This is a genomic window from Rhizobium sp. Leaf306 (genome assembly GCF_001423425.1).
Classification (GTDB): domain Bacteria; phylum Pseudomonadota; class Alphaproteobacteria; order Rhizobiales; family Rhizobiaceae; genus Neorhizobium; species Neorhizobium soli.
Genome location: NZ_LMNX01000005.1, coordinates 57,930 through 80,027, shown reverse-complemented (window position 1 = coordinate 80,027; position 22,098 = coordinate 57,930). Strand labels below are relative to the sequence as shown.

Sequence of the window (22,098 nt, the reverse complement as noted above, 5' to 3'; positions counted from 1 at the left end):
CCTCCCCAGGTGCCTCGAATGGTGCACCGCAAGAGATCAACATCTCCCGCATTAGGCAAGGGCTATTTGGTCGATAGCCGGCGTCAAGGACGCTTCAGGTCACCAGCCCATGGCGAAATGCCATGGCCACCACATGCTGTCGGTTCTTCGCTTTCAGCTTTTCCTGGAGGCCGTTGATATACCAATCGACCGTGTGGTTGGAGATGTCGAGCGACCGTGCGATCTCATGCGATGTCATGCCGTCGGCAAGGAGCGCCATGACTTCCATCTCGCGACGGGTGAGCTGGGTATCCAGTCTGGCCGAGGCCTCGAGTGCCGTGGCGTCGCCCGCGATCTCCAGCAGTCTCCAGAAAATGCGCTTGGCGGCCGTGTCGAACAGTGAGATCTCGGTCGGCGATAGATCGATCGGTTTGCCGCCGATGATCATGTTGCCGAGAAATCCGTTGCGTCCATGGATCGGAAACACGTAGCCGTCGTCGAGACCATGGCGGCCCGCTTCCTGCATCATCCGGTCCATCCGCGAACGATGCGGATCGGACTTCAGGGCAAGGATCGAATCGCGCCAGCGGAACGGGCGATGGGCCGCATTCAGCATCCGCATGACAGGGTCGATGACCGTATATTTGCGCGCGCGATAGACCTCGACCCAGCTGTCCGGCCAGCGGGAGATCAAGGTCATTCCCTCGGGATCCGTTTGCCCTTTTCTCAGTACGATTGCATAGAATTCGAAACCGTAGGTTTTGAGGAGTGACGCAAGATTGTTCGCCACTTCCTTCGTCGTTCGTGCCTCTTCAACCAATACAAGCAACTGCACAACAAATTGGATGCTCAAATTCGCCCCCAGACCGTCTCCCCGACGATCGGCTTTATTCTTATAAAACACCGACGCCGGCATAGAACCCGACCGCCCGCTTAACATAGTTATCATTTATACCACGTACATGCCGAAATCTTGTGATTGACGCAGCGATCAGGATCGGCATCAGCATACCGCATCGGTAACCTAACTACGGGCGAACCCTTGCTCTCACTGGATTATTTTCGGAAAAGAAGTTCACCGGCTAGGTTCGTCTCGGATTCGCCCTGTCCTTGCCATAACTATGCTGCCAATCGTTTCATGCCTGCACTTCAATAGGAGTTGCGCCCGTTGACGCTCTTCCAAGTTTACGCCCGAGCTTTGCAATATCTGACGAAGAACCGCTGGCGGGTCGCCGCGGTCGTCGTCGCCAACATTATTCTGGCCATCATCACGATTGCCGAACCGATCCTGTTCGGTCGAATCATCGACGCGATCTCCTCCAAGAGTGACGTCACCAACGTTCTGCTTCTGTGGGCGGGCTTCGGGGTCTTCAATACCGTCGCATTCGTGCTCGTTGCACGCGAGGCCGACCGTCTGGCCCACGGGCGCCGCGCTTCGCTGCTGACGGAGGCCTTCGGACGCATCATTTCGATGCCGCTGTCCTGGCACCACCAGCGCGGCACGTCGAACGCCCTGCACACGCTGCTGCGTGCCTCCGAAAGCCTGTTCGGTCTGTGGCTGGAATTCATGCGAACGCATCTCGCGACCGCCGTTGCAATCCTGCTGCTGATCCCGACCGCCATCTCGATGGATTGGCGCCTCAGCATCGTGCTTCTGATCCTCAGCATCTTCTACTGGATCATCGGCGTTGCCGTGATGAAGCGCACGAAGGAAGGCCAGGCCGCGGTCGAAACCCATTACCACCAGGTTTTCAGCCATGTCAGCGATTCGATCAGCAACGTCTCTGTGATTCACAGCTACAACCGCATCGAAGCCGAAACTTTGGCCCTCAAGAACTACACCAAGGATCTGCTGAAGGCGCAGTATCCGGTGCTGGACTGGTGGGCTTTGGCCGGTGGCCTCAACCGCACGGCATCGACGGTCTCGATGGGCGTGATCCTTGTGATCGGCACTATGCTGGTGCAACAGGGCAAGATCCGCGTTGGTGACGTCGTCGCCTTTATCGGCTTCGCCAACCTTTTGATCGGCCGCCTCGATCTTCTGCGCCAGTTCGCAACCCAGATTTTCGAAGCCCGCGCCAAGCTCGAGGATTTCTTCGTTCTGGAAGATTCCGTCGAGGAGCGCGCCGAACCGACGGATGCACGCGATCTGGGAGATACGGTCCGGGGCGAAGTGGAGTTCCGCGACGTCTCCTTCGGCTTCTCCAACACGAGCCAGGGCGTTCACGACGTATCGTTCATCGCGCAAGCGGGGGAAACGATTGCGATCGTCGGCCCGACCGGTGCCGGCAAGACGACGCTGATCAATCTCCTGCAGCGGGTCTATGATCCGCAGCAGGGCAAGATTTTGATCGACGGCGTCGATATCGGCACCATCACCCGCAAGTCACTGCGCCATTCCATCGCGACCGTGTTCCAGGACGCGGGCCTGCTTAACCGCTCGATCAGCGACAACATCCAGCTGGGACGAGAAGGTGCAACGCGGGAAGACATCGTCCGGGCGGCAGAAGCGGCCGCTGCGGCCGAGTTCATCGAAACGCGTCTCAACGGCTACGACACGACGGTCGGCGAGCGTGGCAACCGCCTGTCGGGCGGCGAGCGCCAGCGTATTGCCATCGCCCGGGCGATCCTCAAAAACGCACCGATCCTCGTTCTCGACGAAGCAACCTCGGCGCTTGATGTGGAGACGGAACAGCGCGTGAAGGCGGCGATCGACAAGCTGCGTCAGAACCGCACCACGTTCATCATCGCGCACCGGCTCTCCACCATCCGCGACGCCAACAAGGTCATCTTCCTCGAGGGTGGGCGGATTGCCGAAATGGGCACCTACGACCAGCTGAGCCGCAGCGGTGGCCGCTTTACGTCGCTCCTCACCGCCAGCGGCATCGTCATCGACGAGGACGAGGAAGGCCACAAGCTCCCGGTACCCGCCGAGCACGCCTAAGCTCTCGACCACTTATACCGATCGAACATCAGACTCCTCGCCTCCAGAAATGGAGGCGGGGGTTTTTTTGTGAGGTAATGCGGGAGCACCGCTTTTTCGCGTGATCTTCTGCGTACGCGGCTTTGCAGGTGCTTGCCATACCAAGCGCGTGAGCGGCGGTTGCGTCCCGACCTGTTCATGCCGCGCATTGTGAGCGGCATCCCGATCGGCTGGCACGATACGTGGACATCAGAGCAGGACATCGCCCCTCCCCCGGATCGGCCGACACTTCTCCTCACCGGGCACAAACCAACAAAAACCCCGCTGCCATTGCTGGAAGCGGGGTTTCTGTTTGGGATACCATCAGGACGTTCGACGCCCGGCGGGATCAGCTTTCTGCGGGCGGAGCCGGCAATGCGCTGGTCGTCGGCGCCGCAAGGTTCAAGCCGTTGACCGGATCGACAGCGACGCCACCGATCGACGCCTTGCCGTCCTTGACCACAATCTCGTGGGTGACGCCATCGAGGGTAAGTTCGGCGGTAAAGCCGTCCCAGCCGCTCGGCAGAACCGGATCGACATACAGCGTGTCGCCGGCACGGCGAATGCCGAGAATGCCTTCGACCGCGGCCCGGTAGAGCCAGCCGGCGGAACCCGTGTACCAGGTCCAGCCGCCGCGGCTCTGATAGTCGCCGGCACCGTAGACGTCGGCTGCAACCACGTAAGGTTCGACGCGGTAGGTTTCGGCGGCATCCCGGTCAAGCGCATGGTTGATCGGGTTGAGCATCTGGAAGCACTTCCAGGCATCGTCGCCGCGCTTCAGCCGGGCGAGCGCGAGCACGACCCAGATTGCACCATGGGTATACTGGCCACCGTTTTCACGCACGCCGGGTGGATAGGCCTTGATGTAGCCCGGATCCCTGCGCGTGTCCTGGAAAGGCGGGGTGAAGAGACGGATGATACCCGCATCCTCGTCCACGAGCTTGTCCATGACCGCGTTCATAGCCTGCTCGGAACGATCCGGCCTGCCTTCGCCAGACAGCACACTCCAGGACTGGCCGAGCGAATCGATGCGGCATTCGTCGCTCTTGGCCGAGCCGAGCGGAGAACCGTCGTCGAAATAACCGCGGCGGTAATAGGCACCGTCCCAGCCATCCGATTCCAGCGCAGCCTTCAGCGTATCGATATGCTTGCTCCAGCGATCGGCACGCGGACGATCCTTGCGGGCTTCCGCATAGGGCAGGAAGTTTCGAAGCGCAGCCGCCAGGAACCAACCGAGCCAGACGCTCTGACCACGACCGGCCATGCCGACACGGTTCATCCCGTCGTTCCAGTCGCCACCGAGAATGAGCGGAAGATCCAGGTCTCCGGTCCGCTCAACAGCGAGATCGAGCGCGCGTGCTGCGTGTTCGTAGAGATCGGCGACCTCGTTGGAGATCTCCGGCTGGATAAAGGCGTCGTGCTTGTTCTTTTCCAGCATCGGTCCGGTGAGGAACGGCAGCTTCTCATCGAGCATAGAGAGATCGCCGGTCACCGAGACATACTGGTGGATCGCGTAGGCAAGCCACACCACGTCGTCGGAGATCGTCGTTCGAACGCCGGCGCCGGTGTTTGGCAGCCACCAGTGCATGACATCGCCTTCGCGGAACTGCCGCGACGCCGCATTGAGGATCTGCTTGCGGGCAAGCGACGGCTCATGCAGCAGGAACGCGAGCGTATCCTGCAACTGGTCGCGGAAGCCGAAGGCACCCGATGCCTGGTAGAAGGCGGTACGGGCCATGATGCGGCAACCGAGTGCCTGATAGGGCAGCCAGTGATTGACCATGTTGTCGAGCGACTTGTCCGGCGTCGAGATCTTCAGGCGGCCGGTGAAACCGCTCCAGAAGCTGCGGTTCTCCGCAAGGATATCCTCGAACCGGTCGCCGCGAAGCGCCAGTGCAAGGCTTGCCGCCTCCTGCTTCGTGGCAGCATCGCCAAGGAAGAAGGTGACTTCGGTTTCTTCACCCGGCGCCAGTTCGACGTCGTAGGCAAGTGCTCCACACGGGTCGCCGTCGAGATCGAGCGAGCCGCTGAGGCTTGAACCGGAAACAACCGCTGCCGGCAACTGCACCGAACCGAATTTGCCGACAAACTCCCGACGGCTTGCCGTGAAGCCCGACGGTGTCTCGTGCATGCCGAGGAAGGCAAAGCGCGAGAAGTTGATGCTGAACGGGTTGGTCGCAAACAGCGTGCCCGTCGCCTCGTCACGGCTGGACAGGATGAATGGCGAGGTCTTGGCAGGATTGGTGCCCAGCAGCCATTCGACATAGCCGTAGATGCGCAGCTTCTTCGTTTCCGAACCGGTGTTGCGAAGCTTCATATGCGAAAGCTTTGCGGACCGGTTGCGGTCCACCGTCTGGGTCAGCGACAGCTTGACGCCATCTTCCTCGGTCGAGAACACCGAATAGCCGAGGCCGTGACGGGTTTCGAACACGGTTTCTGGACGACGCGACAGAGCCGCGAACGGCGTGACCACGGTGCCCTTGTCGATATCGGCCACGTAGAAGCCTTCGCCGGGACGGTTGATGACGAGATCGTTGGTCCACGGCGTCATCTGGTAGTCGCGCGAGTTCTGCGCCCAGGTAAAGCCTGCGCCTTCCGCGGAAACGTGGAAGCCGAAATTGTCGTTAGAGATGACGTTGATCCACGGATGCGGCGTCGACTGACCACCGTTGAGGCGCACGACATATTCGCTGCCATCTGCGGAGAAGCCGCCAAAACCGTTCCAGAACTCAACTCCGGCCGGACCTTCGCTGGTCTCGACGGGAGCGGAATAGATCTCGCCATTTAGCAGCGGACGGCGATCAACCTCGATCTCCTGATCCTTCGGCGGGGCGAAGATCGTGCTGGTCCGGTTCAACTGATCGCTGATGCGGCCGTTGCGCGCATGAAGCACGACGCGGGACGCGGCAATCAGACCATCGGCGCCGGCACCTTCGATCAGGTCGCGGCGCAGCGTGAAGACGTGCTGGCGTCCACCTTCCTGACCCATGCGGGCAGACATGTGTTCGATCGACGTCTGTACTTCCTGGGCACCCTCGGTTGCCCGCTCGTTGAAGATGACGAGATCAGACACAACGCCGCGCGAGCGCAGGTACTGCTGCGCAAGGATAGCTTCCTTGGCAACCGGCATGTCGTTTTCGTCATTGATGCGCAGCGTGAAGATCGGCAGGTCGCCGGACACCGCCGACGGCCACAGCCCCGACTGTGCCTGCATGCCGGCCTTCAGCGTCGGCTGATCGGCCCGAAGCTGCATGTCCGGATAGACCAGATAGCGGGCGAGATGCTGGAAGGCCGCGGCATCCTGCGAAGTGACGCCGAGATGGCGCATCTGCACCTGCGTCCGGGTCCAGGCTTGGGTCAGTTCGTTCTGGAAGGTTTCGGCATGACGATAATGTTCGATCGCCTTGTCGAGATCCTCGCGCCGGGGCGCAGCGATCGTCCAGAAGATAACGCTGACCTTCTTGCCCGCCGGCACACGAACCGTGCGGCGCAGCGACAGGATCGGATCGAGCGTAAAGCCGTCGGTATTCGACAGCGACGCACCCGGATCGAAAGCGGCTGCTTCCGACAGCGTGCGACCCCGGCCGAGGAACTTGCGACGGTCGGTCTCGTATTCGGTCGGTCGCGAAGACCCGGCATTGTCGGCGGCAAGATGTGCCACGATCATGTCGGGATCGCTGAGATCGCGCTTGTTGCGCCACGCACGGATGACGTCACCCCGCTTGCCGATCTCGGTGCGGATAAACATGCGCGAGAACACGGGATGGCCACTGTCGCCATCGTCGCCGGCAATCACCGGCTCCATGTAGGAGGTCACCTCGATGAAGCGATCCTCATCGCCCATGTTGAGCAATGTGACGCGGCGTCCCTCGGCATCGTGTTCGGTGCCGACGATAACTTCGACCGTGCTGGTCAGCTCGCCGACCGTCTTGTGGAATTCGGCCTTTTCGTCACCGAACACCGTCTTGGTCTGCTCGCCTTCGGCGCGGCGCGGCTCGGCCGTGGTGGACCACCACTCGCCGGATGTCGTGTCGCGCAGGAAAATGAACTGGCCCCAGCGGTCTTCGGTCGGATCCGCCTTCCAGCGGGAAACCGACAGGTTGTTCCAGCGCGAATAGCCGGAACCGGTCGCCGTCAGCATCAGCGAGTAATGGCCGTTGGAGAGCAGAACCAGTTCGCGGTCCTTGGTGGCCGGGTTGGTGACGGTGCGGATTTCCGGACGCAGCAGCTCGCCGCCGCCGGTACCTGGCTTTTCCTCGTGCTTGGCGCTCATCACAGGAATGTCGCGCGGTGCCTTTTCCTGCAGCAGCAGTTCCGCCGCTTCGATTACAGGATCGGCGTGGAAGAGTTCGCGCAGCAGACCGTTCATGACGACGTTGGCGACGGCTGCAATCGACATGCCATGGTGGTGGGCATAGTAGTTGTAGACGACCGCACAGCGCTTGCCTTCCGGCACGCGGGTCGGCGTGAAGTCGACCGCATCATGGAAGCCGTAGATGCCGAGCGCGCCAAGCTTGCGCAACTCGTTGAGGTTTTCGACGGCCGCGATCGGATCGTACTGGCTGGCGAGGATCGAGGCATAGGGTGCGATAACGGCATTCTGGCCGAGACCGCGCTTCAGACCCAGCGTCGGCACACCGAAGTTGGTGTACTGATAATGCATCTGATGATCGAGCGCGTTGAACGCGGCTTCCGAAATGCCCCATGGCGTGCCGAGACGGCGGCCGTGGTTCATCTGTTCCTTGACGATCAGGTTGTTGGTCTGGTTGAGGATACCACCCTGACGCTCCTGCATGACGAGCGGCGGCATCAGGTATTCGAACATCGAACCCGACCAAGAGACGAGCGCACCGCGCGCGCCGATCGGCACGACGTGACGGCCAAGCTTGTACCAGTGTTCCGTGGGCAGATCACCCTTTGCGATCCCGAACAGGCTGGTGAGACGCGCTTCGGACGCGAGAAGGTCGTAGCAGGCCTCGTCGACCTCGTTGCTTTCGACCCGGTAGCCGATCGACAGAAGGCGGCGGTCCTTGCGGAACAGGAACTTGAAATCCATCCCGAAGGCGATCTTGCGGGCACGGTCACGCAACACGGCGAGACGGTCGCGCAGTTCCTCGATATTGCCGTTGTCGAACGTGCTGTCGCCGATATGCGCTTCGCAGACGGCAACCAGCGACGCTGCCCACTTGGTCACTTCCTCGCTCTGCGCGGAACGCACCTCATGATCGAGATTGTGCGACAGCTTCTGGATGTCGCGGGCAAGCACCGACAGGTTGATGATGCGGATCGAGGCGAACTCGTGCTCGCGCTTGACGGCGGCAAGCGCGTTGGAGAAGCCGATGATACGCTCCTCGAGACGGCGCCGCAGCGGACGGACGGTCTTGCGATCGTCCGGCAGCGACTTCAGCGTTTCTTCGAGAATGCCGACGACATCGCCGAGACCATCGAGATTGCCCTGCAGATGCGCAGAAGGCGCTTCCGCCCAGACACGGCAGGCAGATGAGATGGCAATCAGATGGCCAGCGAAGTTGCCGCTATCGACCGACGACACATAGCGCGGCATCAGCGGCTTCAGGGTATCGGTGTGATACCAGTTGTACATATGGCCGCGGAATTTGTCCGCGCGCTCGACGGTCGCAAGCGTCTGCTCGATCCGTTCGATCGTTTCGGTAAACGAGATCCAGCCGAAATGCCGCGCCGAGACGATCGACAGGAGGTAGACGCCGATATTGGTCGGCGACGTCCGCTTGGCGATCGAGGGATTGGGCTTTTCCTGGTAGTTGTCAGGCGGCAGGTAGTTCTGCTCGGCCGTGACGAAGGTTTCGAAGTAGCGCCAGGTCCGCCGCGCGATCTTGCGCAGCTCGACCGAGACGTTCTCAGGCACGAACAGCTTGTCTTCCGTCTCGGCAGACTGGCTGACATACCAGGCAACCAGCGGCGAGAAGATCCACAGGATGGCGAACGGAATGCCGACCAGGAACGCGTTGTCGCCCGGCAGTGCCGCAAGGATTACCGACAGAACGGCAATCGCCGGCGCATGCCACATGGCACGGTAGTAATCGGTAGGGCTGCCTTGGGCGCCGGACTGGATCGAGGCCGCGGTCTTCCATTCCAGCATCAGCTTGCGGCTGACGAGCAGGCGATAGAGCGAACGGGCGATCGCATCGGTCATGATGCAGGCGGAATCCGCGATGAACACGATGCGCAGTGCGACTTGCGCATTGGTGGAACGCACATCCGACCAGACCGAATAGAAATGGGCGCTCGTGACATTGTCGCTGGAGCGCGGCAGAAGGTTGGTGAGAAGCGAGATGGTGGGCGCCACGAACAGCGAGAAGATCAGCAGGATCTGCCAGATCAGCGCACCGAGCGGATCCATGAAGTACCAGCCGAGAATGGAGGCGAAGAACCATGCGATCGGGGTGAGCGACCGGCGCAGGTTATCGAGCATCTTCCAGCGGCCAAGGGCGCTGACGCCCCGCTTGGCTTCAAGAATGTAAGGCAGGAGCTGCCAGTCGCCACGCGCCCAGCGATGCTGGCGCGAGACCTCGACCTCGTAGCGAACCGGGAAATCCTCGACCAGCTCGACATCGGTGATGAGCGCGCAGCGCGAGAACGAGCCTTCGAGAAGGTCGTGCGAGAGAACGGCGTTTTCTTCGATACGGCCCTTGAGGGACGTCTCGAACGCGTCGACGTGATAGAGGCCCTTGCCCGTGAACGAGCCTTCGGCCGTCAGGTCCTGATAGACATCGGAGACCGCAAAGACATAGGGATCGAGACCGCGGCCGACCGAAAACACGCGCTGGAAGACCGAGGCTTCCTTGCCGGTCGTCAATGACGGCGTCACGCGCGGCTGCATCAGACCGTAGCCGCGCACGACCTGGTGCGTATCAGGATCGATGACGGGACGGTTGATCGGGTGATGCATTTTGCCGACCAGCTTGGTCACCGCATCGCGGATCAGGCGGGTGTCGGCATCGAGCGTCATGACATACTGGACATTCTCCGGCACCATGTTGGCGCCCTGGAGATAGGTCGTGTCGCGGTCGCCGCGCAGAAGCAGGTTGAGTTCGTGCAGCTTGCCGCGCTTGCGCTCCCAACCCATCCAGGCGCCTTCGTTCGGGTTGAACAGGCGGCGGCGGTGCAGGAGGTAAAAGCGCGTCCCCGCCTCTTCCATGTAGCGGGTATTCAGCGCTGCAATTTCACGCTTGGCATATTCGAGAATTTCGAGATCGGCTTCCTGTTCCTCGAACTTGGCGTCGCGCCAGTCGCTGAGGAGGGCAAAATAGATCTCGCCCTTGGGGTTGGCCAGATAATGGACTTCGAGATTGCGCACGAGTTCATCGACCGTATCCCGGTCGGCGATCAGGCAGGGCACCACGACCAGCGTGCGCGCCTCCTCGGGAATGCCTTCCTTATATTCGTATCCGACGAGACGGGCGGGTTTGACGAAATAGGTCACGACCGTGTTGAACAGACCGGTCGCGCCTTCCGACGCGGGCAGCGCGAACATCAGAAGCAGGAAGAAGACGACCACCAGCGGAATGGCAGCCGCCACGAGGAAATAGCCGGTAACGGCGAGCGCCAGAAAGGTTAAAAGCATAACCGGGCCGCCGATGGCGAACCAGCCGAGCTTGCGGTAGGCGCGCACAGCCCGCTGCAGCAGCGGCGGCTGGTAGCCAACGGCCGTCTCCAGCTCCTTGCGGCGGCGCCCGACGATGAAGGCGCCGACATTGGTTTCCCGCTCGTCCGGATCGTGCGCCCGTGCTGCGATCGCAAGATCGACGGCAGCCTGGGTCACCTCGGCTTCGCTGCGCTTGGCCACGCGGGCGATCTTTTCGATGCGGCTGCGGAAGGCATTGCGCGAGCCGAAATCGAGCGCTTCGTAATCCGTGTGCTCGCGGAAGATCTTGTCGATCTGCGAGACCTCTTCGAACCAGACGCTCCATTCCGTATCGTCGATGAGGCGCAGGCTCTTGATGATGTTGCCCATCGTCACGTTGCCGGACGACAAGCGGCTCTGTTCCGCCTGCATCACGGTTTCGACAGCCTTGCCGGACGCGACCAGCCGCTTTTCGAGCCACTCGATGGCAAAGCCGGAATTTTGCGAGGCATTGCGCAGGCGATAGAGGAACTGGCTGGTAAACGTGTTGTCGTCGGTGAGGCCTTCGAGGCTCTTCAGAAGCTCGCCACCGGCAGTCTCGTCGTTGAGACGAATGATCTCGTCGGCGGCGTCGTTGGCGCGGCGGCGCATGTTGCGCGAGCGATCGACGCGGCTGGCGATGCGGCGCAGGTTCTCGATGAGGACGAAGCGGATGAACGATGGCAGCGCCCAGAGTTCACCGATCTCCAGCGGCTCGTCGGTCTGGTAACCCTCGACCATCTCGGCCAGCGTTTCGCGCGAAATGCTGCTGTGGGTGTGCGCCACATAAAGCCATGCCAGCGAGAGAACGCGCGGGATTTCCTGGCTTCCGATCTTGGTCGTCGGCAACTGCTTGAAGAATTTCTTCGGGAAGTCGCGGCGGACTTCCTGGATCGCTTCCTCGACGATGTAATAGTTGTCGAGCAGCCATTCCGCGGCAGGCGTGATCGAGGCACCCGCATCGACATCCTGCGCGGCGGCGCGATAGACCCTGAGAATTTCCTTCTCGTTTTCCGCGTGGCGCGTGAAAAACTCGAATTTCATGAAGCCCGGCAGATCGGCTGCACCTTGCCGACCCAGCGTTTCTCCACATTGCCGAAGATCATCAGCCGTAAAATACGTCGCGCGGATCGAATCGTTATGATCGATCTGCTTGCTTTCCGTTTCGCGGGTAGAAGCCGAAGGCTGAATATCAGGGGACATGGATGAACTTCTGAATGAATTTCGTTTCACGAACTAAGATGCGAAGCATGAGATAGAGAGCGATCCTTATATTGCAAATCGTGGATCAATCGCTATCGCATCTGCTCACGCAGTAAGACATTGTCGGCTCTAGGGCCAACAGCCTGAATAAATGCTGAATGCGAGGCTGTTCATTTGCCTGAACGATGATGGCACTGCTAAACGTGAACGATACGAGTGAGCAGCTTGGACGCGTTTGCAGGCAGATAGGGTGATGGAACGATGACGATCAAGTTTACCAACGACATGAGCGAAGTTGTGGCAACCCGCCACTTTCTGCATCAGCATCCCGAACTTGGCCTCTCAGAATTCACCACTTCGGACTATATCGCGGCAAAGCTTGAGGAATTCGGTTACGCCGTCACCCGCGGCCTCGGCAAGACCGGCATCGTTGCGACCCTGAAGAACGGATCGAGCGATCGGTCGGTCGGCATTCGCGCCGATATCGACGCGCTTCCGATCGAGGAAGAAACCGGCGCGGACTATGCCAGCCTCAACAAGGGAGTCATGCATGCCTGCGGTCACGATGGCCATACCGCCATGCTTCTGGGTGCCGCAAAGATACTCGCACAGCGCAAAAACTTCGACGGCACACTCAATCTGATCTTCCAGCCGGCCGAAGAAAATTTCGGCGGCGCCAGGCTGATGATGGAGGACGGACTGTTCGATCGCTTTCCCTGCGACGCCGTCTTCGGCCTGCACAATGACCCAGGCCTGCCCTTCGGCAAGATCTTCGTCAAGGAAGGGCCGATCATGGCGGCGGTCGACGAATGCCGTATCGTCGTCAACGGCCGCGGCGGCCATGGCGCCGAACCTCAGGATGCCGCAGACCCGATCGTCGCCGGCGCCAGCATCATCATGGCGCTGCAGACTGTCGTTTCCCGCAACATCCATCCACTCGATCCGGCCGTCGTCACGGTCGGCGCATTCAACGCCGGCATCGCCAGCAATGTCATTCCGGAGCGGGCAGAAATGGTTATCACCATCCGGTCCTTCGACCCTGCCGTGCGAGACAAGCTGGAGGAACGGATCCGCGGTGTAGCAGTTGGCCAGGCGGCAAGCTACGGCATGACAGCGACGATCGAATATACCCGCGGCTACGATGCGACCGTCAACCACAAAGCGGAGACGGACTTTGTCAGGGACCTGGCGAAGAAGGTAGTCGGCCCGGAAAACCTTGCAGAAATCGAACGGCCGATGATGGGCGCCGAGGACTTCGGTTATTTCCTTGCAGAGAAGCCAGGCACCTATTTCTTCTTAGGCACCGCAAGAACCAAGAACGATCCCCCGCTCCATCATCCGAAATTCGACTTTAACGACGACGCCTTGCCGATCGGGACGAATTTCTGGGTGGAACTGGCCGAAGCCTATCTGCCGACGACACAGGGCTGAAACAATAAGCCTTCCGATCCGGGCGCGGATCGGAAGGCCTCGTTGCTATTGAAACCTTGAATTTCGGATACGTGTCAGGCGAGAATACCGAGCGTGACTGCCCCGATGAACACGAAGGCGGCAGTCACAAGGCCTGCATATGCTACCCACTGCCACCTGCTGACGACGCCCGGGGCGCGGTGAGGGAATGCCCGAGTATGATGCTGGATCGGCTGCATGCGAACCTCCCGGTTTTGTGTCTCTTCCCATGTAGTTTAGCTTAACTCTACCAAGCTGGTAGAGATAACTTTCTCCTGAGCACCACGTTCCTTGGAAAATACTTTTTTCTTAACGCCCCAACGTGCCGGTTAACGGTTTATTATGCCTGCGGCCTAAAACGAGACCTCAGGCGGCAAACCTGTCGAGCGCCAGGCGGAAAACGTCCGGGTCGATATTGCCGCCCGAGCAGACCGCAATCACCGTCTCGCCAAGGCTCTCGCCATGGAAAAGCGCCGCCGCCAGCGCAACCGCGCCGCCCGGTTCAACGACGATCTTCAGACGGTTGAAGGCAAGCGCCACCGCATGCAGCGCTTCATCTTCCGTCACCACTATGCCCGGGCCGCAGAGACGCGACATGATCGGAAAGGTAATCGTGCCTGGCTGCGGCGTGACGATCGCGTCGCAGAGCGAACCCGATTGCGTGGCGTTCTTCTGGATCGTTCCGCTCGCAAGCGAACGGGTCACATCGTCGAAGCCTTCAGGTTCGCAGGGATGCACGGTAAAGCCCGGTGCACGTGCTTCGAGCGCCAGCGAAATCCCGGAGATGAAACCGCCGCCGCCTGTTGGCACCAGAACACTGGCCTGCGTGATCCCCTCTTCCGCAGCCTGTTCGGCGATTTCCAGACCTGCCGTCCCCTGCCCGGCGATGACAAGCGGCTCGTCGAATGGCTTGATGAGGGTCAGGCCTCTTTCGCTCGAAAGCTGCCGGCCGATCTCGTCACGATCCTCCCTGGCGCGATCGTAGAGCACCACTTCGGCGCCGTAGGCCCGCGTGTTTTCAATTTTGATGCGCGGCGCATCGGCGGGCATGATGATGACGGCCGGAATGCCATGCATCCTGGCCGCCAGCGCCACGCCCTGCGCATGGTTCCCGGACGAAAAGGCGATAACGCCCTTCGCGCGAACGTCCGCCGGAAGATACGAAATTGCCGACCACGCGCCACGGAACTTGAACGAGCCGGTCTGCTGCAGGCATTCGGGTTTCACGAAGATGCGCCGCCCGGCGATGTCATCCAGAAATGACGAGAACAGAAGCGGCGTACGGCGGGCATGGCCGGAAAGACGGCCGCGCGCGGCTTCGATCATAGCAATATCGGTCATCGGGAAATCCTTGGGGACGAACAGGCGAGACCCCGAACCTATTCGCCGATGCTGCAGGCGTAAAGATGCCGACGGCCGACAAATGCCGCTATCCTTCAGCCGTTGAACCGAGTTTCACCACTGTCTTGATTGGAAGATGGTCGGACGCGAGCCGCGCAAGCGGCGTGTCATGGGTCACGACCCTCTCAATCAGGCCCGGCCGGTTCGCCATGATCCGATCGAGTGCCAGCACCGGCAGGCGCGACGGAAAGCTTGGAACCGCCGGCGGCAGGCCGAATACGGTAGCGAGTGTGTTGAGCGCCGAGCGGTCACCCAGCCGCCACTCGTTGAGATCGCCCATCAGCACTGTCGGATGCTCGTCGCGGGAGCCGATGATCTCGAGCAGCATGCGCGCCTGCTGCTGACGCGACCGGTTGAGAAGACCAAGATGCGCCGCAATCACGCGAAGTGTGCTGCCATCCTTCATCTCCAGTTCGGTGATCAGCGCCCCGCGCGGCTCCAGCCCCGGCAGTTTGACCTGATGCACGTCGCGGACGAGACCTTCGCGGAAAAAGATCACATTGCCGTGCCAGCCATGCGCCTTGGCGACGCCAGAGATCGGCACCGGAAGCAGCCCCGTTTCACGCTCCATCCAGCCAAGATCAAGCAGTCCGCGACGTTCGCCAAACCGGCTGTCCGCCTCCTGGAGAGCAATCACGTCCGCGCCGATTTCGCGGATCACGTGAGCGATACGGGCCGGATCGAACTTGCGGTCGATGCCGACGCATTTGTGCACGTTGTAGGAGGCGATCAGCATGCCGCTGTCTCTGTCATGCACGGAATGAACGCCTTCGCCCCGGTTCTTGCGGGCCTTGATCGATGCCAGGATGCTGGCCGGAAGGTTGGGACGTTTCTGATGCATGATATCGCGCTTCGGTCTTGCCGGTTTAAAGATAGGGCGATCCCAACCAAAGAACTTTCTCGATCAGGCGAACGGGAAACGGCCGTGATCTCAGGCTGTGAAGCGTCACCTCGGTCGAAGAGGAAATCATCAAGTCTATCCTTCGTTCCAAAGTTCGCGCAAAAGCCTCGTCCAGCACTTCCAGATCCACCTCGAAATTCAGCCGCAGCGAACGCGGATCGAGATTGGAAGACCCCACGTAGGACCAGCGGCTGTCGACGGTCAGAAGCTTGGAATGATTGAAGGCGCCGCTTGCCCGCCAGATACGGCAGTAGTTCTTCAGCATCTGGTCGAACTGCGCCGTCATCGCCCGATCGACAAGCGTCAGGTTGTTCGCGCCGGGCACGACGATATCAACCCGCACACCGCGCCTTGCCGCCGTAACCAGCGCGGTAATAAGCTCCCGGTCCGGCAGAAAATAGGGCGACACGATGCGGATCGATGACCGGGCGACGGAAAATGCGCCCATCAGCATCTTGTGGTTGGTCTCGACGCTACGGTCCGGTCCGGTCGAAACGACCCGGGCGATGACCGCCTTGCCGGGTTCCGCCGCGGGCGCGACAAGCTCCCACGCATCATCTTCCAATGTCTCGCCCGTGGTGAACTGCCAGTCGGCGGCGGCAACGGCAAAAAGGTCGGCCACCAATGGCCCGGTAACCTTGAAATGCGTATCGAGCGAAAACCCATCGCCATTGAATTCGCTCGAGAAACTTTCGCGAATGTTGATGCCGCCGGTAAACGCGACGCGGCCATCCACGACCAGGATCTTGCGGTGGGTTCGAAGGTTTGCGTAAGGCAGCCGCAAGCCGACAATGACGTTGCCGTTGAAGACGCTGACCCCGACGCCGCCATCGCGCAGCATGCCGAGTACGCTTGGAACCGAGTAGCGGGCGCCGACCGCATCGATCAGCACACGCACTTCCACACCCCGCTTTACCGCAGCAATCAGGGCCTCGACAAACTGGCGTCCGATCCTGTCCCGATCGAAGATGTAGGTTTCCAGAATGACGCTCTTCTTCGCCTTGCGGATCGCACCCAGCATGGCGGCATAGGCGGCGTCGCCGGTATCCAGCGAAAGAATGGAATTTCCGGATGTGAGGTGATGGGAAGTAACCCGGTCTCCCAGCGTCTTCATCGCGCGGAACCGGTGACCAAAATCCTTGATGATCAGGGCATCTGTCGCGTCGTAGGAGGCAAAATGCGCCCACTCGCGGCCCTGCAGCAGGGCACGGCGATCACTGATGACCGTTCGGCGGATGCGATTGACGCCGGCAAGCATATAGAGCGACGCGCCGATGATGGGCGACAGGACGATGATGCCGACCCAGCCAATCGCCGAGCGCACCTCTTCCTTCGTCATGGCCGCATGGATCGCGGCCGCCGTGCCGGCAACGAGCGAAAAGACGAACAGGATGTGCGGCCAGTAGGTATGGAAGAGGTCAAGCATGAGGCGAATATATGCGCCCCATCGCTTTGGGCAATCGGAGCCGGACAAAGGTTAGCCCGGCTCCTGATGACATCAGGCGTCGAGCTGCTTTTTCAGCACGTCGAGCGACGCTTCGAATGTGTCGAACAGCACATCCAGCTGAGACTCGTTGATGATGAGAGGTGGGCAAAGCGCCAGCGAGTCGCCGATCGCACGGCTGATCAGCCCCTTCTCGACCATGATCGAAAACAGTTTCGAGCCGAGCTGACCGGTGGCAAACCCTTCGCGCGGAGCAAGTTCGAGTGCACCGATGAGACCGATGCCCCGCGCTTCGATCGCCAGCGGATGACCTTCGAGTTCCTTCAGGCGCGACTGGAATTTTGGCGCAAGCGCCCGGACGTTTCCGACCAGATCGCGCTCTTCGATGATCGCGATATTTTCCAGCGCAACGGCCGCCGCGACCGGGTGGCCGGCGGCGGTGACGCCGTGTCCGAACGTGCCGATCTTCGCGGATTCGTCCGCGATCGGGGCGTAGACGTTCTCGTTGATGAGAAGCGCCGAGATCGGCTGGTAGGACGAGGAGATCTGCTTCGATAGCGTCATGAAATCCGGCTGCAGATCGAAGGTCTGCGTTCCGAACATATTGCCGGTGCGGCCAAAGCCGCAAATCACTTCGTCGGCGATGAACAGGATGTCGTATTTCTTGAGGATGGCTTGGATGGCCGGCCAGTAACCCGCAGGCGGCACGATCACGCCGCCAGCACCCATCACCGGCTCGCCGATAAAGGCTGCGACGGTTTCGGGGCCTTCGCGCAGGATCAGGTCCTCGAGTTCCTTGGCACACCGTTCGACGAAGGCAGCCTCGCTCTCGCCCTCAAGCTTGAAGGCGCGGTAATGCGGGCAGGATGTGTGGAAGATGCCGGGCAGCGGCAGATCGAACGACCGATGGTTGTTCGGCAGACCGGTCAGGCTCGCGGAAACGGCGGTCACGCCGTGATAGCCCTTGATCCGGGAGATGATCTTTTTCTTCTCCGGCTTGCCCATCGCGTTCGACCGGTACCAGATCATCTTGATGGCCGTATCGTTGGCTTCCGAACCCGAGTTCGTGAAAAACGCCTTCGACATCGGCACCGGCGCCATCTGTACCAGCTTTTCGGCAAGCTCGATTGACGGGCCGTTCGCCCGCGATGTGAACGTATGGTAATAGGGCAGCTTGCTCATCTGCCGCGTGGCGGCCTCGACCAGCCGGTTTTCACCAAAGCCGACAGCGACGCTCCAGAGGCCGGACATGCCTTCGATGTATTTCTTGCCGTTGTTGTCGTAGACGTAGATGCCTTCGCCGCGTTCCATCACCAGCGCACCGTCGCGCTCCAGAGCGCGGGCGTTCGTGTAGGAGTGCATGTGATAAGCCTTGTCGCGGGCTTCCATGGAATTGGGCTGTACCGTCACGAAGGGCCTCCTCTGCACCTGACTGATTTTGGCGTCATTCTTACGGCGAAACGCCGATCTTGGACAGCGCAAAACACTGCCCAAGAACTTCTCCGTTCGAAATAGTTGACACGACGGCTTACGTGTTCACTTCACCGTCATTGCGGCGACCGGCGGCTCGGTACCGGCAGGCATCGGGCTGATATAGGCCTGGCCCTTCAGCCGCTTCCTCAGGTCCGCCCAGGCAGCCTCGCGCAGCTGCTCGCTTTCCAGCGCCGCAAGACCCGTGGCGGCCATTGCCTTGGCAACAGACACCATACCCTTGTGAGCAAGCTCGCTCTTGCCTTGCGCGACGACCTGCCATGTATGAAGCTGGGTTCCGATGGCAAGCGTTGCGCCATAGGCCTGCACGGTCGGCACCACCCAGCTGACATCGCCGACATCGGTCGAGCCGCCCATCTGACGAAGCTCGCCATGCGCCGGGAGCACGAAATCCGCCAGGGGAACATCGCGTTCGTCAAGCCGCTCCTGGCGCCAGCTCGCCGCGATATCCTCCCGCGTCAGCGTTGCACGGATCTTGGCCGCAAATTCCTGGTCGGCGGCATCAAAAGGCGGCGGGCCGAGGCTTTCCCAGACATCCTGCATCGCGTCCATAAGCGGTGTGTTGACGACGAGGTTGGAAACGCCGGCAAGGATCGTGCTTTCCACCTTCGTTTCGGTCATCAGCGCCGCACCTTCCGCGACCTTCTTGACCCGCTCGATCAGAGGCAGCAGGCCCGGCAATTCGGGTGCGCGAATGACGTAGCGAACCTTGGCATGCGCCTGGACGACGTTTGGCGAAATGCCGCCGCTGTCGAGAACCGCGTAGTGGATCCGGCAATCGGATGGCATGTGCTCGCGCATATAGTTGACGCCGACACTCATCAACTCGACGGCATCGAGCGCACTGCGGCCAAGTTCCGGAACCGCCGCGGCATGCGCCGCACGCCCGGTAAAGGTAAAATCGACACGGCAGTTGGCAAGCGATGTCTCGCGCTGGACGCCTGCGAAATTGCTGGGGTGCCAGCTGATGGCGATATCGACATCTTCAAATGCGCCGGACTGCACCATGAACGCTTTGGCAGCCCCGCCCTCTTCCGCCGGGCAGCCGTAATAGCGCACGCGTCCCGGCGTTCCGTTGGCTTCGAGCCAATCCTTGAGAGCCGTTGCGGCAAGAAGCGAGGCGGAACCGAGAAGATTATGGCCGCAGCCATGGCCGTTTGCGCCGGCAGTGATCGGATCGTAAGCGGTTTCGCCCGCCTTCTGGCTCAACCCTGCAAGAGCGTCGAACTCCCCGAGAAAGGCAATCACCGGTCCACCTTCCCCAGCCTCGCCGATCAGCGCGGTCGGAATGCCGGCCACGTTATCGGTGATCCGGAACCCTTGCGTTTCCAGCATTTCCCGATGCGCTGCCGCGGACAGGGTTTCCATGTAGCAGGTTTCCGGCGTCTCCCAGACGCGGTCGGACAGCTCCCGGAAAACCTCGGTCTTGCGGTCGATAAGAGTTAAGATGTGGGGAAGATTGGAATTTACGGTCGTCATAATATGCGCCTCGATCAAGCATTCGGTCCTGAAGGCGCCAAACCCTAACCGTTTCCCGCCCAATGACAATGGACCGGCAGCTTAAAAAATAAGCGCGGCTGAAAAAATCAACATGCCGCGCTCGGCAACGCAACGCGTGAAACTTGGTATCTCGACAAGTGCATCATAATCGCTATGCTCGCGCCCGACGTCACAGGAAGACCAAGGATACCGCAGAAGACGATAACAATTTTGCGTAAATAAGGCCGACGCCGTGAGCTCATGCTCATGAAAGCCGAATACTTGGAAATCCGTCGTCAATTCGAGAAAACATGGGTTGAGTGCCGAAAAGGTATCGGAGATCCGTCGAAGACTGAAGAATACGGTCAGCAAACAAAAGATTTGCGACCAGGAGGTGAGACACACAAGCAGGATTGACGCGCACGTAAGCGTATCATCAAATTCAAAACACGGCCTAGCCTGGCAGTTAGCCGGCTCAAGGTCATTGGGAGACCGATATGAAATACAAGCTCGCCCTTGCCACAGCCCTGCTGTCGGCAACAATTTTCGCAGGCGCTGCGAACGCCAAGACCTTCGTGTATTGCTCCGAAGGTTCGCCAGAAGGCTTCGACCCCGGCATGTACACCGCCGGCACGACGTTCGACGCTTCGGCCCACCCGATCTACAACCGCCTGCTCGAGTTCAAGCCTGGCACAACGCAGCCGGAAGCCGGTCTTGCCGAGAGCTGGGACATTTCGTCCGACGGCACCGTCTACACATTCAAGCTGCGCCCGAACGTGAAGTTCCAGACCACGGAATTCTTCACCCCGACGCGCGCGCTGAATGCCGATGACGTGATCTTCTCCATCGGTCGTCAGATCGACGAGAAGAACGCCTGGAACAAGTACATCAACGGCGCTTCCTGGGAATATGCCGACGGCATGGGCTTCCCGAAGCTGATCAAGTCGATCGAAAAGGTCGATGACCTGACCGTGAAGATGACGCTGAACCGTCCGGAAGCACCTTTCCTCGCCAACCTGGCCATGCCTTTCGCTTCGATCCTGTCGAAGGAATACGCAGACAGCCTCGACAAGGACGGCAAGAAGGAACAGCTGAACCAGAACCCGGTTGGCACCGGCCCGTTCACCTTCGTCGCCTACCAGCAGGATGCCATCATCCGCTTCAAGAAGAACGCCGACTACTGGGGCACCGCTCCGAAGATCGACGACCTCGTCTTCGCGATCACCAGCGACGCTGCCGTTCGTTACCAGAAGCTCAAGGCCGGCGAATGCCACCTGATGCCTTTCCCGAACGCCGCTGACGTCCAGTCGATGAAGTCTGACCCGAACCTCCAGGTTCTGGAGCAGGAAGGCCTCAACATCGCCTACCTCGCCTACAACACGACCCAGGCTCCGTTCGACAAGCCGGAAGTGCGCATCGCGCTCAACAAGGCGATCAACAAGAACGCGATCGTCGACGCCGTCTTCCAGGGCATGGCAACGCCTGCGACCAACCCGATCCCGCCGACTATGTGGTCCTACAACAACTCCGTCAAGGACGACACATACGACCTCGAAGCCGCCAAGAAGATGCTGGCCGATGCTGGCGTCAAGGACCTCTCCATGAAGGTCTGGGCGATGCCGGTTTCGCGTCCCTACATGCTGAACGCGCGCCGCGCCGCTGAAATCATCCAGGACGATTTCGCCAAGATCGGCGTCAAGGTCGAGATCATTTCCTACGAATGGGCAGAATACCTGCAGCGTTCGAAGGCAAAGGACCGCGACGGTGCTGCCATGCTCGGCTGGACCGGCGACAACGGTGACCCGGACAACTTCCTCGACACCCTGCTGGGTTGTGACGCCGTCGGCGGCAACAACCGCGCTCAGTGGTGCAACAAGGAGTTCGACGAACTGGTGAAGAAGGCCAAGGTCACGTCCGACATGGCCGAGCGCACCAAGCTCTATGAGCAGGCGCAGGTCGTCTTCAAGAAGGAAGCACCTTGGGCAACCCTCGATCACTCGCTTGCTATCGTCCCGATGGCAAAGGGTGTGACCGGCTTTACCCAGAGCCCGCTTGGCGACTTTACGTTCGAGACCGTCGATATCGCTGAGTAATCCAGCCTAATCACAACTTTTTGCCGCGGGGAGCGTTGCGTTTCCCGCGGCATT

The 22,098-nt window shown here is 60.5% G+C and carries 11 protein-coding genes; 3 read left to right on the top strand and 8 right to left on the bottom strand.

What is annotated here, in order from left to right; translation table 11 throughout:
- Positions 1-94: 94 nt before the first annotated feature.
- A complete protein-coding gene (locus ASG19_RS20905; protein WP_062462620.1) occupies positions 95-832 on the bottom strand; it encodes a LuxR family transcriptional regulator in 738 nt (245 codons plus the stop codon).
- Between the two features lie 315 nt (positions 833-1,147).
- On the opposite strand from ASG19_RS20905, the gene ASG19_RS20900 reads away from it, so the two are divergent.
- On the top strand, positions 1,148-2,923 hold the full coding sequence (locus ASG19_RS20900) for a glucan ABC transporter ATP-binding protein/ permease (RefSeq protein ID WP_062462160.1): 1,776 nt from the start codon (positions 1,148-1,150) through the stop codon (positions 2,921-2,923).
- A 367-nt stretch (positions 2,924-3,290) separates the two neighbouring features.
- Here the strand turns inward: ASG19_RS20900 and ASG19_RS20895 are convergent, their stop codons facing one another.
- Positions 3,291-11,786: a glucoamylase family protein gene (locus ASG19_RS20895; protein ID WP_062462157.1), complete on the bottom strand. Its 8,496-nt coding sequence runs from the start codon at positions 11,784-11,786 to the stop codon at positions 3,291-3,293.
- 261 nt (positions 11,787-12,047) lie between these two features.
- Here ASG19_RS20895 and ASG19_RS20890 point away from each other — a divergent pair, with 261 nt between their 5' ends.
- Positions 12,048-13,217, top strand: a complete 1,170-nt coding sequence (locus tag ASG19_RS20890) for a M20 aminoacylase family protein (RefSeq protein ID WP_244476248.1) — start codon at positions 12,048-12,050, stop codon at positions 13,215-13,217.
- Positions 13,218-13,291: 74 nt separating this feature from the next.
- Here the strand turns inward: ASG19_RS20890 and ASG19_RS24010 are convergent, their stop codons facing one another.
- The 6 genes from ASG19_RS24010 to ASG19_RS20865 all read right to left on the bottom strand — a co-directional run bounded on the left by ASG19_RS24010 (position 13,292) and on the right by ASG19_RS20865 (position 19,951).
- Complete coding sequence (locus ASG19_RS24010) at positions 13,292-13,435, bottom strand: hypothetical protein (RefSeq protein ID WP_156466580.1); 144 nt, start codon at positions 13,433-13,435, stop codon at positions 13,292-13,294.
- Positions 13,436-13,601: 166 nt separating this feature from the next.
- Complete coding sequence (locus ASG19_RS20885) at positions 13,602-14,576, bottom strand: threonine/serine dehydratase (RefSeq protein WP_062462154.1); 975 nt, start codon at positions 14,574-14,576, stop codon at positions 13,602-13,604.
- An 88-nt stretch (positions 14,577-14,664) separates the two neighbouring features.
- Positions 14,665-15,477, bottom strand: a complete 813-nt coding sequence (locus ASG19_RS20880; RefSeq protein ID WP_062462152.1) for an endonuclease/exonuclease/phosphatase family protein — start codon at positions 15,475-15,477, stop codon at positions 14,665-14,667.
- Between the two features lie 25 nt (positions 15,478-15,502).
- Entirely contained in the window at positions 15,503-16,963 is a 1,461-nt protein-coding gene (locus ASG19_RS20875; protein ID WP_062462148.1) for a phosphatidylserine/phosphatidylglycerophosphate/cardiolipin synthase family protein, read from the bottom strand.
- A 72-nt stretch (positions 16,964-17,035) separates the two neighbouring features.
- Positions 17,036-18,391, bottom strand: coding sequence for an aspartate aminotransferase family protein (locus ASG19_RS20870; RefSeq protein ID WP_062462146.1), 1,356 nt, complete (start codon positions 18,389-18,391; stop codon positions 17,036-17,038).
- A gap of 126 nt (positions 18,392-18,517) precedes the next feature.
- Positions 18,518-19,951 carry a M20 family metallopeptidase gene (locus ASG19_RS20865; RefSeq protein ID WP_156466579.1) on the bottom strand — a complete coding sequence of 478 codons (1,434 nt, stop codon included), beginning with the start codon at positions 19,949-19,951 and terminating at the stop codon, positions 18,518-18,520.
- A gap of 497 nt (positions 19,952-20,448) precedes the next feature.
- Here ASG19_RS20865 and ASG19_RS20860 point away from each other — a divergent pair, with 497 nt between their 5' ends.
- Positions 20,449-22,044, top strand: a complete 1,596-nt coding sequence (locus tag ASG19_RS20860; protein WP_062462143.1) for an ABC transporter substrate-binding protein — start codon at positions 20,449-20,451, stop codon at positions 22,042-22,044.
- Positions 22,045-22,098 lie beyond the last annotated feature (54 nt).

Excerpts from the sequence above, each read along its gene's own strand:
- ASG19_RS24010 (WP_156466580.1), bottom strand. The coding sequence starts at position 13,435 with ATGCAGCCGATCCAGCATCATACTCGGGCATTCCCTCACCGCGCCCCG.
- ASG19_RS20875 (WP_062462148.1), bottom strand. The coding sequence starts at position 16,963 with ATGCTTGACCTCTTCCATACCTACTGGCCGCACATCCTGTTCGTCTTT.
- ASG19_RS20865 (WP_156466579.1), bottom strand. The coding sequence starts at position 19,951 with ATGACGACCGTAAATTCCAATCTTCCCCACATCTTAACTCTTATCGAC.
- ASG19_RS20885 (WP_062462154.1), bottom strand. The coding sequence starts at position 14,576 with ATGACCGATATTGCTATGATCGAAGCCGCGCGCGGCCGTCTTTCCGGC.
- ASG19_RS20860 (WP_062462143.1), top strand. The coding sequence starts at position 20,449 with ATGAAATACAAGCTCGCCCTTGCCACAGCCCTGCTGTCGGCAACAATT.
- ASG19_RS20880 (WP_062462152.1), bottom strand. The coding sequence starts at position 15,477 with ATGCATCAGAAACGTCCCAACCTTCCGGCCAGCATCCTGGCATCGATC.
- ASG19_RS20895 (WP_062462157.1), bottom strand. The coding sequence starts at position 11,786 with ATGTCCCCTGATATTCAGCCTTCGGCTTCTACCCGCGAAACGGAAAGC.
- ASG19_RS20890 (WP_244476248.1), top strand. The coding sequence starts at position 12,048 with ATGACGATCAAGTTTACCAACGACATGAGCGAAGTTGTGGCAACCCGC.